This window comes from Chitinophaga sp. 01L420 (assembly GCF_056399985.1).
The window spans coordinates 72,943-87,755 of the sequence record NZ_JBFTSK010000006.1; the positions used below are offsets into that span (position 1 = coordinate 72,943).

General features: G+C 43.9%; 8 protein-coding genes. 2 read left to right on the forward strand and 6 right to left on the reverse strand.

Features of this window, described 5'->3' with window-relative positions:
* Positions 1 to 5: 5 nt before the first annotated feature.
* From AC1DP6_RS07805 to AC1DP6_RS07830, 6 genes are all read right to left on the reverse strand, one after another.
* Positions 6 to 2,516 (reverse strand): beta-galactosidase, encoded by a 2,511-nt coding sequence (locus tag AC1DP6_RS07805; RefSeq protein WP_477054317.1) that lies wholly within the window; start codon positions 2,514 to 2,516, stop codon positions 6 to 8.
* 101 nt (positions 2,517 to 2,617) lie between these two features.
* Complete coding sequence (locus AC1DP6_RS07810) at positions 2,618 to 4,813, reverse strand: hypothetical protein (protein ID WP_477054318.1); 2,196 nt, start codon at positions 4,811 to 4,813, stop codon at positions 2,618 to 2,620.
* 336 nt (positions 4,814 to 5,149) lie between these two features.
* Positions 5,150 to 6,892: a RagB/SusD family nutrient uptake outer membrane protein gene (locus AC1DP6_RS07815; RefSeq protein ID WP_477054319.1), complete on the reverse strand. Its 1,743-nt coding sequence runs from the start codon at positions 6,890 to 6,892 to the stop codon at positions 5,150 to 5,152.
* A 12-nt stretch (positions 6,893 to 6,904) separates the two neighbouring features.
* Positions 6,905 to 10,252, reverse strand: coding sequence for a SusC/RagA family TonB-linked outer membrane protein (locus tag AC1DP6_RS07820; protein ID WP_477054320.1), 3,348 nt, complete (start codon positions 10,250 to 10,252; stop codon positions 6,905 to 6,907).
* A gap of 383 nt (positions 10,253 to 10,635) precedes the next feature.
* Positions 10,636 to 11,799 carry a FecR family protein gene (locus AC1DP6_RS07825; RefSeq protein WP_477054321.1) on the reverse strand — a complete coding sequence of 388 codons (1,164 nt, stop codon included), beginning with the start codon at positions 11,797 to 11,799 and terminating at the stop codon, positions 10,636 to 10,638.
* 116 nt (positions 11,800 to 11,915) lie between these two features.
* On the reverse strand, positions 11,916 to 12,506 hold the full coding sequence (locus tag AC1DP6_RS07830) for an RNA polymerase sigma factor (protein WP_477054322.1): 591 nt from the start codon (positions 12,504 to 12,506) through the stop codon (positions 11,916 to 11,918).
* 357 nt (positions 12,507 to 12,863) lie between these two features.
* Between AC1DP6_RS07830 and AC1DP6_RS07835 the strand changes: the two genes are divergently transcribed.
* The gene (locus AC1DP6_RS07835) at positions 12,864 to 13,463 is read left to right on the forward strand and encodes an RNA polymerase sigma factor (protein WP_477054323.1); all 600 of its coding nucleotides are present in this window, start codon (positions 12,864 to 12,866) and stop codon (positions 13,461 to 13,463) included.
* A gap of 61 nt (positions 13,464 to 13,524) precedes the next feature.
* A complete protein-coding gene (locus tag AC1DP6_RS07840) occupies positions 13,525 to 14,712 on the forward strand; it encodes a FecR family protein (RefSeq protein WP_477054324.1) in 1,188 nt (395 codons plus the stop codon).
* Positions 14,713 to 14,813: the final 101 nt, after the last annotated feature.

A 14,813-nucleotide genomic window follows, 5' to 3' on the forward strand; every position in this document is an offset into this window, starting at 1 on the left:
TGCAATTATTTATTTGCGGCATAGGGGCGAATTTCCATGGCTTTCAGAAACGCGCCACTTTCAGTTTGCCGCAATCCCATCACCAGCACATTTTTACGGGCAGTCCCGAAATTCAGCCAGCACTCAGGCAGGTAGAATTCATGCTGCGGCCCGGCCTCCCAATGCCTGCCGATATTGTGACCGTTGAGCCACATATACCCGTTGCCCGAAGCACTGATGCGGGCCAGCCAGGAACTTTCCAGCGCCGCCTTATCCGCAGGTAATGAAAATTCAACCCTATACCAGGTAAAGAGTCCGTTCATTGGTTCTCTTGGCTGAATAAAATTGCCTTTGCGCGGGATCTCTGTGGCAGCATCCAACAAAACTATTTTCCAGCCCGCAGGAACATGAGCTGGTAGCTGGTAACCCAGTGAAATACCCGCTGCATCTGCTGCATATTCCCAGTTCAATGGATGCGTAAGCATTGTATCTGTTAATGACAACCCGGCTTTTCGAATGCCTGCCAATTCCTCCATAGGTACGTAACCATGTGCATGTCCCAGATCTTCATACACCACATTTATTTCATTATTTCCCGCTTTCAGAAGACCTGATACATCAAAGCGATTATCATATTCATCAGGCTTTATCCTGTCGTAACAGCCACGGGTTAGCCACGTTTGCGCATCGGCTTTTTCCGGGAACAAACGTTTGGCCGGTATGCCATTTACCGAAACACTGACAATATCACGGGTGAACATATTAAAGAGAAGATATCGCTCATTTTTTACCTGCTGATCATCCAGCTTTACTTTAGATCGGTAAAGACTATACCTGAAATCGTTGACACCCAACTGTGTTAATGATGCGCCTTCCGGTAAAGCTTTCCACCTGGCCATAGCGAGCGGATCCTCGATTTTCCGCGCAACATCAATTCTTATCGTTGCCGGGGAAGGCAGTTGAGAAGCGGTAGTGGATAACGCTTCCGGATACCACACACCGTCCTGAGGAGCAGCGCCGGGAGGAATTACCAATACCTTCGCTCCAAGCGGTTCCAGGTGGCAGGCGATAGATATATTGTCCAGTTTCAGACTGTCAGCAACGGGATTACCATCCGCTGTTTTCATCCGCACATGCTGTCCGTTCTGATCAATGTTATAAATAGGTTCGGTTGCTTTCGCAATGCTGCCGGGGGCAATGTCTGCCTGTCCGTTGTAACCAACTTTGGCATCACTGTTATTCAGGAAGATGAATTTTGTACCATCCGGCGCGATACGGACACCCCCCGTAATATTTTTAGGAACACCCTGTATATTGCAAGGACCTCCTTTGGATCTGAGCAATGGTTGTTCGTACCGGTGAATGAAATTTCCAATGGAGGTAGCCGCATAATATTTGGGACTACAGATGCCACTCTCACCAATGGCAGCGTTATAATCATAGGTGGTGGTCATTCCCCTGGCACCCCAGCCGGCAAAGTGGGTACCGCCAACAAACATATAATAGTTGATGCCCGTGCCCCCACCTAACAGTGTCATTAAAGAAATAGCGTTAAAATGTCTTGCATCGGAAAAATGTTCTTCGCTGAGCCTGCCGGTTACCGTTGAAAACCAGCCACCCTGCATCTCCGTTACAAAACCCGGAGCATCCGGTTGTCTTTTCCTGAGAGATACCATTCTATGTGCGCATCCCGCAGCCCCGCTCTGATCAGTATAATAATTATCACAATCAAATACCTGCGAAAGCTCCGGATCTTTACTGCCACGGCATTGACTCGTAAGACAAGTAAATACCGGTACTTCTATGCCATTGCGTTTTGCAGAATGATACAGGGCCTTCAGGAAAACTTCTTTATCCTTGCTGCCATCGGCATCATATTCATTTTCGATTTGCAGCATAATGATTCCCTTACTGCCTTTGGGCTTCCGCGTCAATTGGTCTTTGGCCACAAATTTACAGACTGCATCAAACCAGTGAATGCACCATTTAATATGTTCCGGGTCAGCACTTCTTAACCAAAAATCGCCTTTACCAGGGCCATGCATCGCCAACCAGCGTGGATATGCGCCCCCTGACCATTCCGCACAAATAAATGGCCCCGGCCTAACGATAGTATAAAATCCAAACTCTTCATGTGCCATCTTTAACCAGGCGCTTAGATCAGAGAAATCAAACTTTGACTGATCCGCAATAGAAGCCGGTGCCACCCGCTCATGCCAGTTCCAGGGAATATAGGTTTCTACTGTATTGAAACCTGCCGCTTTAATTTTGCGGAACCGGTCGCGCCATAATTCCTTAGGGGTCCTGAAATAATGGAAAGCCGCGCTATATATAAATACATCCTTATTTTCAATCGTCATACAATCTCCATCATAACGGATCCTTTCCGGATGAGGGAAATTCTTTACAGGAGGAAGGCCCTGGGCATTTCCCTGCAAAGGAGCTAATACATAAGCGCTCAAAAACAGGCTTACGACAAGAACCGATGTTGTAATAATACGCCGTAGCAGCGCCGTGGTATAAATAATAATTGACATAAACCGCATTTGAAACGATTACCGGGATCATAAAAAAAACTTACCCAGTTATAATAACGTGGGTAAGCTGCCATCAAAAATTAACCGATCTAACAAAACGCTTATATTAAACTTGTCCTGGTACGTTTTAGAATTCTCTTCTTACCTAAGGAACCATCTGTATTAACAACATACATCCACCAGGTATTTTGATCTTTTTGCTCCAGGTGATATTTGTTTTCCTCCAATTTCATTTCTTCTTTCAACCGTGGGCTGAAAACACCGGCCTTCCTCGCTTCTTCCCATACCCGGAAGGTTGTAAACAGTTCTTTTTTATCCGCTCTGTGTTCTATACTGCCCTGGCTGATACCTAACATATAAGTAGCGTCCCAGGCAACTGACTTGGCCTGCAGATTCTCTATCACCTGTACATTCCAGTCTTTCTGTATATTCTGAATACCAAATGTGCAAGGGAAGTAATTACTGTTAAATGAATAACGGATATCCTTTCCTTCAATACCCCACTTATTATGCACAGGATCAAACATATTATTTCCTCCGCCCACATTGCAAACGCTCATGTAATGCCAGTTGCCTTCAAATACGCAGGAGCCCATTACTCTCAGATAGGGCACACCCATTTGCTTAAGGTCTCCGAAAAGGATACGCAGAAATCTTTTGAATGGATATTGGCCATGCCCCTGGTAGGTAAAACTCTCGAAACCATCGAAGTCAATAAAATTCATACCTCCATCGTGAAGCAGCCGCGCATAAAACCGGGCATATTCATCGCCGAATTGTGCATCCGGAATGAAGCCGGAGTAACAGTTCACCTGGAGTTTCGCTATTTTATCGCCAGCCTGATGAGCTGCCGCATTGGTTTTAAATGCACCTCTCTTAACACCGGTTAAGGTATACGGTCTGGTGGCAGTGACGCCCTTGTATTCAATCAGTTCCTGACCAACCCTCAGCGCATTCACGGTATTCTGATCCCAGCCACCCCGTTCATTCAGGTAGCTGGTATCGGCCACTTGTATAATAGTATCAACTGCTGACACCGGATTAACTATCTGTGTGGTCAATACGGTACATAATCCCGCATTAGGTACCGGGTGAACATCACTGCTGTGAGGCTGTACAAACTCCGTTAGTGTATGCAAACCATAAGCAATACCGTATTTATTGGTAAGGTCTGTTAAATCCTTAATAGGACGTTTTTCGTTATTGAGCCGCACAAATTTGCCATCCCATCTGTCTGCAGGGTTAACATAATATTCTCCCATTCCTTCATCCTGTACCGCTTTCAGCCCTAGCTGATTCGCATAGGATACAAGGCTGTCGTGCGGGCCGGACCAGGCCAGATCAATTTCAAAATTGGCAGGATCTTTTACCCATTTACCGTTCCGGGTAACATAAGGCAACCCTTCATTCTTCACTACTTTTTCTATTACTTTCAGGCCCAGTGAATCGGGGCAGGCATATAATGCGATGGAAGAACCAATATAATCTACATCTACCGGAGTCACCTCCATATGCCGGGGCGCCTTAATACCCGGGAAGTCGTTGAAAAGCGGATAGAAAATGGTAAATGGTTTCTTACGATTGCGGGCATGCATGGCGATGGAGATACCATAGGCAGGATCCAGTTGCGCACCGTTTCCGTTCATGTACCTGTAATACTCTTCCGGGTGGGAATAGAATGCCACATCATTATTACCATCGCCTCCGATGCGGAACCGCTGCCCTTCCTTCAGATCGGCAGGCAAAGGATATTTCACAGGATCCGGGGTATGAATAATATAACTCGACTGAGACATATCACCATCGCAGGGAAGTCCACTGGTTGTATTATCATCCAGGCCCAGCATCCCAATAGCAAAATTATCATCTCTTGCCACTGAAATGATTTCTCCAATATATTTCTTTATGCTGGTTTTGTAAGGCCCCCACACCACATTATCCACTCCGTTAGCAGGGGTAAGTGACAACAATTCAAAGCGGAAATAATCTCCTTTGGAGTCTGCTTTTAATATCGCTACAGATCCATTGGGGTAAGTCAGTTGTAAATGGTTTTCTTTTTTCAGCCACTTTGCCCCGGAAGGATAAATCGTATGTTTATCTTTTTCCAATGCAAGCAATGGGGAGCTAAGTCCGGCCGGATTGTAGTCCTTGTTGGTAATGCGGTCTTTAATGCTGACAATGTAACCGTCTTTGTTAACCACCAATGCTGCGTACTTTGTAGACAGCCTGATATCCTGAGCCATGGTACTCTTTGCGAGTATCAGCGAAGAAAAGAGGAATCCTAATGCTATCGGCATCTGTTTCCTGCAATTAATTTTTTTCATTGCAATGTGCTAAATAATATATAGTAAAAAAGGGTGACGATACTTTATAATATCAGGGATTCACCATTACCTTCAAACTTACAACAATGGATCAAGGCAAAATATTCAACTAAAACTAAACATGTAAATATCCAATTGTTAAAAAGGAAAAACAACCTCAAATTTGCCCTCCATTGATGTTATATTGACGACCTATAAGGCAGGGCGATATAGCTATAGCGCTGTAATTTATAGGAATGAACACATATGAGGAGGATCATCGCAAAGCCAACTTAGTCATGCAGGGGCTTTCACCCCTGCACAACAAGTTTACAATAACGGATCAAAAGTACCGCCCCAGCTATTATTCTGTTGCAGTTTTGCGTTTCTATCCAAACGGGATTTAGGAATGCCGTAGATATAGTATTGATCCTTAATAGCAATATCCATTTTATCAGTTGCTATTACGGTGATGATAAATTTCTTATACACCTGATTGATATCATCCATAGGCTGTACATCTTTTTCACCTGGTTTTAGCAGATAGGCTAATCCATGGCGTTGATGGAGGTTACGCAGGTATCCAAACATTTTCCAGCGTCTGAGATCATCCCATCTTTTTCCTTCAAAGCAGAATTCAACGAGGCGTTCATTTTTGTAGGCTGTTCTGATGTCATCCTGCCCAACAGCGGTGATTCCATAACGGCCGCTTGTGCCTGGCAGTATATTTGCCCGGGCACGGATTTTATACAATACATCCAGGGCTTCATTGGATTTATTCAATTCGTTGGCACATTCACCATAGTTCATCAGCACTTCCGCAAATCTTATTTCCGGCCAGTCTAATCCGGAATTCCCTACGTTATCTTTATCGATTGTTTTATCAACCGCTTTCACTCTGTAAAAGCTGGAATTTGACCAGAGGGGATCCGGAGTAATCTGGTTATGTGATCCTTCCAGGCCGGTATTACCCGAGTAATTGCTGATGCTTAAAAAATAAGTCCACAGATAAGTGCTATGGTCTCTCATACCCTTCAGGTATTGGTTAGACGAGCCATTGTAATATATGCTAGCGTAAAATCTGTCATCCCGGTTACGGAATAACGTATCATACGACATGCTTGCCGGATTCCAGGCACTGCCATCTTTCATAGGAAAGCTGTTTACCAGCTCCAGGGAAGGGCGGTCTGCTCCCACACTTCCACCGGAAAAATCAAGAGGGATAAGGCCGGCCTGACTATAAGCGGCTTCCGGATAATGGTATCTTCTTACCATCACCACTTCTTTGTTGAGTTCATCATCCCAGATTTTGCTATAATCACCATATAATCCCTTTCCTTTTCCTTCCAGGTATTCTTTAGCTGCTTTATTAGCATCGTAAGCTTTCTGCCATTTTGCGGGATCATTGGAGGGATTAAACAGCGGGCTGGCAAAGAACAGGAGCACACGGCCTTTGAATGCCATAGCCGCACCTTTGTCGATCCTGCCAATATCTCCGCTGGTCCATGCATCGGGAAGGAGCGCAATAGCATCGTCCAGGTCTTTAATAACCTGCGTAATGCATTCAGACGTTTTACTTCTTGGTATGGCCAGTGCTGTCAGATCCTGAGTAGGCGCCTGTGCTGTCAGGATCAATGGCACACCTCCATAATTTTTCACCAGGCCATAATAGGCCCATGCCCGCCAAAAAAGCGACTGTGCCTTGATCTGGTTGCGGGAAGTCTGATCGAAAGTTGCCTTGTCAATATTGTCCAGCAGCATATTGACCGTGCGGATCTTGTCATACACGCCGTAACTATCGTCGTTGGAATCGAAGGTAGCCGTTCCGGATAACCACTGGTCTGTTTGCTTCTGATAGGCAACACCTTCATCGGTGCCATTAGCACTGCCAGAAGGATTACCCGGCATTAAATTAGCATAGACATCATCCAGGTACGCGCGGGCAATGCTGGAGTTGGTCCATACATCGGAAGGATTAACTGCTGTGAGGTTCTGTTTATCCAGAATTTTTGTGCATCCGCTAAAGCAACCGGCAGTTGCTATTATGATAGGTAGTATGAATAATCTTCTCATCTTTGACAATTGTTAGAACTGAACATTAAATCCTAATACAAAATTCTTCATGATAGGGTAGCTGGTAAAGCCGCCTATTTCAGGATCATAGAATTTGAATTTGGACAGATAGAAAAGGTTGGTACCAGAAGCGTACACCTGGATATTGCTGATACCCGTAATCTTCAACACTGATTTGGGAATATTATAACCCAGGTTCAGGTACTTCATTCTTACAAAATCAGCCCGATAAGTATTGTAGGTGGATGTTTCCGTATAACCATTGGCACGCGAATCTCCCCAGGCATACAGTTTCGGCGTGCTGCCTCCGGGGTTGGCGGGTGACCAGGAGTCTTCATGATAAATCGGAATTTTTCCGCCACCTCCAAAGTTTCTGCCCCAGGAATCATTATAAGTGAGGTCAAATCCTGCCATGCCTGCAAAAAGCATATCCAGGGTAAATCCCTTATAGTTGAAGTTCAGCATGAGTCCAAAAGACACCGGTGCCTTATTAAGGTCCGTGTAATTGCCGATCACTTTTTTATCATAGGAATCTATTTTCCCATCAGGCTTTCCATTGGGTCCACTGATATCTTCAAAATTCATCATGCCCAGTTCAGGTTTGGCTCCCAGTATGGTGTAATCCGCCGGCAATTTATCAATATCGGCCTGAGACCGCAGAATGCCAGTTGCCTGGTACCCGGTGCTATAAGAAGACGTTTTGCCTTCCGGGTTATCAAAAGGCTGGGCATTGGTAGCATGGTCTTTAAGAATGACTTTAGTAGTAGCCAAACCAAATGTTCCCTTGATGTTATAAGTAAATGCCTTTGACGGGATACTATTATAGCCCAATTCAAATTCAATACCTTTGGCATCACCTATTCCGTAATTACTCGCAGGTAACTTACTGCCAAATTCTGATGGTAGCACCTTTTCACGTTCCCCAAGGATATCATAGGTATGCTTTTTCCATAATTCAGTCGTGAAACTAAACTGATCCCGGATTCTCAGATCTACACCAATATTTACTGATTTTGATTTTTCCCAGGTAAGAGAAGAGGTGGGAATACCGCCGTAGGTAAGTCGTGGCACGGCACTGGCAGGATTACCAACGTAAAAGATATTTTTGTCGATGTTATATTGCTCCACCCATTTCCATCCACCAATACCATCATCGCCCGTAATACCATAGGAACCACGGAGCTTGATCATATTAATAGTTTTGTACAGGTTGGAAGACCTATACCAGTTTTCTTCTGAAGCCAGCCAGCCACCGGAAACAGAAGGGAACCATCCCCAACGCTGATCAGGGGAGAACTTGATGGAACCATCTCTTCTAACGGAGCTGGAGAAAAAGTATTTCCCGCCGTACTCATAAATCAATCTTCCTATATATGATAACCGGGCATCCTGCTTTTCCTCCCCGGCTGTTCCCCAATCACTGTTATTTTTGCTGGCTGCAAAGAACTGGTCCACAGGAAAAAGCGGGAAATTATTCCTGGATGCACCAAAATAATAACTCTGATATTCATATTGCTCATAAACAGCGGTGGCCCCTATATAATGTTTGCCAATATGTTTGTCATAATTGATTTGTGCATTAAACTGGTAAGCATCTGATTTCGTATATTCATTACTGATATACTCCAGAACCGGATTACCGCTTTTCACCGTTCCAAGTATCTCATCTGTCACAATCAGGCTGTTTGGACCGGTACGTTTGAAGTTATAAAGGGTCTGTTTCTGTCCGAATTCCTTCTGAAAGTTATTATTGATATTCCTGCTGTAAGAGGAGTGTAAGGAAAGCCCCTGCACAAAAGGTACGTTATAGTCTACTTTGATCAGGGCATCTACCTGTTGGTTATTATTTCTCATATAACCACTGTTTTTGATCATTTCAGGCAGATTCCCTACCCATCCCGGGTTAACGGGCTTTCCGTCCATGTAAGGGATAGCAAACACGTCCCAATACAACAGCTTTCCCCATAGCCCACTTATATCATCGCTTTTATCGTCAAGAAAATTAAACCGGTTACTGGTTCCGTAATTATTCGCCAGATTCAAACTGACCGTAAGGTCTTTCGTTATTTTAGCAGAAATATTGGAACGGAGATTATATTTTTTATACCAGACATTAGGCAGGAATCCATTTTCATTGAAGAATGATCCTCCGAAATAGTAGGTAAACTTATCGCTCCCACCAGATAAGCTCAATGCATGCTTTTGGCTGTTAGGGTTCTTGTATACGGCATCAAAGTTGGCCATTCCACCCGGATTGGCTTTCTGTACCCAATCAATTTCTTCATCAGAAATACCGCCCAGGGTTGCCTGCGTGGTTTTCAGCGCCGTTTTCATATCCATGTATTTTGGATAGCTGGACGTTCTTTCCATACTGAAAACAGAGTTGTAGTCAACCCGCATTTTGCCTGGTGTCCCTTTTTTGGTAGTGACGAGTATAACACCGTTTGCAGCCCTCGAGCCATATACTGCAGCAGAAGCAGCATCCTTCAGTACACTGATCTGATCTACCTCATTTGGATCTAATGCATCGAAACTGGTTTTATCTCTGACAATACCGTCAATAACATATAAGGGATCGCTGGCATTCCAGGAGGCAGAGGCGCGTATCCGGACATTGGACCCGGTACCAGGTGCGCCGGTGGAAGACCTTACATACATACCGGCAAGCCTTCCTGCCAATACATTAGACAGACTAGATGTCGGTATTTTGTCCATGTCTTTTGCCTGGATAGTAGATATAGCACCTGTCATTGAAATCTTCTTCTGGGTACCATATCCCACTGCCACTATTTCATCCATGCCCACTACCCCTTCTTCCATGGCGATATCCAGTGTCCGTTTACCGGCCAACTTCTCTTCTACCGTTTTCATACCAATGAAAGTAAAGGTGATCACGCTTTCAGGCGATACACCTGATAAAAGATATTCACCACTTGCATTGGTCACCGTACCTTTAGAGGACCCTTTGACCTTTACTGTAACGCCTGGCAGTGGCGCACCTTTTGCTCCGGTAACGATACCCCGTAATGTAGGTACTGAATCTCTGGGATTTGTTGTTACAGATGCTTCTTTCTTTTTGATAAGAATCGTTTTTTCCACCACCGAATAGGTATAGTTATTTGATGGAAAACAAAGATTAAGGACCTTATCAATGCTGCTTTTTTCTACATGAATCGATACCAGATCCTCCTTGGAAAGCAGATCAAGATCGCACAGAAAATAATATCCGGTTTGTTGCTGCAACTGCAGGAATACCTTTTTGAGCGGTACCTTGTCTACAGACAGAGATATTTCCTGTGAAAAGCCCTTCGCGCTGACCTGTAAACAGGCGGCCAACATAATAACAGCTGTCCATTTCATTACTGAAAAGATTTTGGCTATGCAAGGGCTTATACAACGTACATTACTTGTTCCTCTCCAATCATCTTTCTTCATTTCCCTGGTTGTCTTAATCGTGGAGCTACCTGTTGTAAATTGATCGCCTGTATTACCTGGAAGGGAGAAGCATAGGGAGCCTGTTCGCGTGCCCTTGCGAAAATCAATAAATAACATAAATTTGCATTGTTAGGTAATTGAAAACAATTGTTAGAGCGATTGTGAAATATTACAAAACTAACCGGGAGCATTAGGCCGCTTCCGGTTTTTTTGTTACTTGTAATCAGATGCTTTTTACTAGATCATAAATTTTGGTTTTGTTTAATAGTCATAACAGTGGCGGTTTTAAATTGGCGGAATACTATAATTTAATGAGGTACAGATGTTACAATCAGTTTTTTACCCTCCTGACGGAAATGAACATCTGCTCCTTCCAATATTTTTAATACAGATGACAAAGATTCCTGACGACTCAGCACTCCGATAAACTTCCGGGCGGGCATTTTGCCCTCAAATTGCACTTCCATATCATACCACCTGGCCATTTTCCTGGTAATAGTGGCTATATCATCATTCTCAAATCTAAATAACCCCTTCGTCCATGCGATAGCTATATCGGTATCTACACTTTTTTTCATGAATTCATTTGTTCCTTCCTCAAAACTGGCTTCCTGTCCCTGTTTGAGGGTTACTTCTGCCTGATCAGACTGTAGTTTAACAGCACCACTCACCAATGTAGTCAGGATCTGTTTCTCTTCCTTATAAGCACAAATATTGAAACTGGTACCTAAAACATTTACTACCATCTCTCCTACTCTTACTTTGAAAGGCTGGGCCACCTGTTGTGCTACCTCAAAATAAGCTTCTCCTGTCAGGACTACTTCTCTTTCGGCGCCGGTAAATGCAGTGGGATAATATAAAGAGGAGGCCGCATTCAGCTGTACTTTTGTTCCGTCAGGCAGGATGACCTTATACTGTCCACCTTTTGGCGTAATCAGGGTATGATACGCTACTGTTCCCGATGCCGGCTGACCAGCTGCATATTCCACCGTTCCACTGTCTCTGCCGATAACAGCATTTTCTGTTTGTTTACCGGTCACATGATCTCCACTCTCATCTAAAGGCAATTCACTTCCGTTGGAAAGTTTCAGTATTGCTTTATTGGAGCCGGGCTGATGATCGGTTTTAGCAATCGTTACAATTTTTTCCTGCTTATTAACCCTACCTGCAAAATAATAACCCACTGCGAGCAGCAGGAGAATAGCCGCTGCCGCTGAAGTCCAGCGTTTCCATGCAAATAATCCTACACGTGGATGATCCATTTCATCCAGCCGGTGCTCCAACCTTGCAGAAAAAGCATCGAGATCAGGAGCAGGCTCCATTTCCCCAACACCACTTTCGTCCAATGCTTTATAAAAGGTATTGGCATCTACTTCTTCCAACCATACTCTTAACATCCTCCTTTCTTCCGGAGTCAGGACACCAGCCTCATATTTTCTTAAAAGCGTTATTACTTTCTTTTGCTCCATCATCGTAAAATAGACAGTTGAAAAAGTGAAAACAATACCTCCAGATTATGCTTTCAAAACGTTCCCACATGAGTAAGACTGTTCTCAGTTAAATCTGGATACCATTTCCTGAAAAAAAATTATAAAAAGAGAGATAATATAAGGAATATCAGCGGCCAGTCAGCATATGACCGCAGGTAAGACTTAATAAAATGAATGGAAGAATAGAGGTTCTTCTTTACGGCGGCCCTTGACAAATCAGTTATGACTGCTATTTCATCCAACGATAGCCCCTTCTGTGTACTCAAAAGAAAAATTTCTTTTTTCCTGGGAGACAATTGCTCAATGGCCTTCTGGCTTAATTGGTGGTACTGGTTAAAAATAACCTCCTTCTCTACCACATTATCTTCATTATGTATATTTAAAGACGCATGTTTAATTACTTCACGACGTCTCTCTTTCTGCTTTGCAATATCAAATATCCTGTTTTGGGCCATACGGAACACGTAGTTCTCGAAAGACTGGATATTTACTAAAGTTTCTCTCCTTTCCCAGATCTTTAAAAAGCAATCCTGTATGATCTCTTCTGCATCTTCCTGATTCTGGCAAAAAAATTGTACAAACCGATTTAACCGGAAGAAATAATGTCGATACAAACTGGAGTAGGCCACCCTGTTACCTGCGGCGACTTCTTTCACTATCAACTCCTCATTTTCAAGTACCTGGTCCATCTTAAAATTTGAGTTCACTGATATTATGAAGGTAATAAAATGGGACTAAACACTGATTGTTCTATTTTAATAAATGGTATTTCTAAAATAAGCAGGCATTTAAAAAAACAAGACATGCAAATATCCGATAAGGATTAAGTGCGTAAATATCGAGCCGTTAAAAATGAAAAACAAAGTCAATTTTACCATCAAATGGTACTATATTCTCCAATGGTGCTCCCAATTTTACAACAGACATTTAATGATTTGTTGCTGTTGCGGTAACTGATAAGGTTTCGCTTTTGGCGGAAACGATTATGTTTGCATCTTTATAAATTCTTGTTTAACTTACCACGCACTCCCTGTAAAAAGCTTGCATTGACAGACAGTAATCATCTTGATGAGAAGGTAATGGTGGCCCTGCTCCGGGCCGGCCAACAGGCTGCTTTTGAGAAAATATATGAATTATATAAAGAACGGCTGCTGGGCTTTATTCTGAAGCTGGTAAAGATCGATGACATAGCCTGTGAGATTTTGYAGGATGTGTTTATTAAGATATGGACACATCGGGAATCAATTGATGAAAACTTATCATTTAAATCGTATATATTCCGTATAACCGAAAATGTAGTGTATGACTACTATCGGAAAATTGCCCGCGACAAAAAACTACAAACAAAGCTGGTGGCCATCGCCAGTTCCAACTATAGGCACGTGGAAGAAGACGTTATTGGCAAGGAAGAACGGCTATTACTGCATAATGTCATCGAAGAATTGCCACCCATACGCCGCCAGGTTTATAAGCTGCAAAAGCTGGCAGGCAAATCGTACCACGAAATCGGGCAGGAATTAAATATCTCCAGCTCCACAGTCAGCGACCATATTCAGAAAGCTAACAAGTATATCCAGCAACGGTTACGGGCAATAAAATCTACCGATATTATCCTCCTTATCTGGGCCTCGCGTTTTTTTTCCTGATTTTTTTTCAACAGAGCAGGGACTTTTTTATTTCCATCCGTATTAGCATGAAACAACGCATGTGAAAGCGCCTGATTCAACCAAAGATCTATTCGAACGATACCTGAGAAATGAATGCAGCCCGGAAGAAATCCGGCAGCTACTGGAATATTTCCAGGCAGGGGAAATGGAAGATGAAATGAAAATCCAGATCAGCAACTTCCTGTTAGCGGGTGAGCCCGACAATGTTCCGGAACACCTGCTGGAAACAGCCGATCTGATGCATGAAAAAACACTGTCCAAACTTTTCCCAACGGCTGCGCCTATACATTTATACCACCGCCGGTGGTTCCGTTATTCCGCTGCGGCGGCCGTTCTGGGTATTATCATTACTACAGCGTTCCTCACTTACAGATCCGGGCAACATACGCTGCTCGCTAAAAATGATCAACACACACACGTCATCAAGCCTGCTCAGTTTGGGGCCACACTAACGCTCGCAGATGGCAACACCCTCGTGCTCGACAGCGCTGCCAATGGCCTGATTGCACATCAAAACGGGGCCAGCATCACAAAGTCAAATGGGGCAATTACCTATGAGCAGGCAGCCACTCCCGTAAATAAGGAGCTTATCAACCAGGTGGCAACACAGCGAGGTAATCATTACCAGTTGGTGCTGTCAGACGGCACTAAGGTTTGGCTGAATGCCGCCTCCTCTATCCGTTTCCCTGCAAATTTCTCCCCGGCAGAAAGAAAAGTGGAAGTTAAAGGGGAAGCATACTTTGAGGTGGCCAGCAATCCCAATAAGCCTTTCCGTGTAAAAATCCTTTCTGCGAAAGGCCAAAGCGAAGTAGAGGTGCTCGGAACACACTTCAACGTACACGCCTATGACGACGAAGCAACGGCTAAAACCACGCTGCTGGAAGGCCGCATCAGGGTAGTGAGCGGAAATGCCTCCAAGCTGCTCGTTCCCGGTCAGCAGGCAATTATAGGCACCACCGAACAGATTGCCATCAATAACAACGTTGATCCGGACCAGGTCATGTCATGGATCAATGGCGTGTTCATCTTCAATCACGAAGATATCCGCATGATCATGCAGCAGATCAGCCGCTGGTATGATGTGGAAGTGGTGTACAATAATACCCATGCCGGGGAAACTTTTTCGGGGGTAGTCAGCCGCAACAGCGATGTGACGCAGGTCTTGAAAATTATGGAAGCCAACGGACTTAAATTCAAAATAGAAAATAAAACCATCATCATACTGTAAACAGGCAGACCATAAAAAAACAGGAAGTGGGTTCAGCACTTCCTGTTAAAACGCAGGTCTGATTTTACAACGCCTAAGTATTGTCAATTTTTCATTCCTAC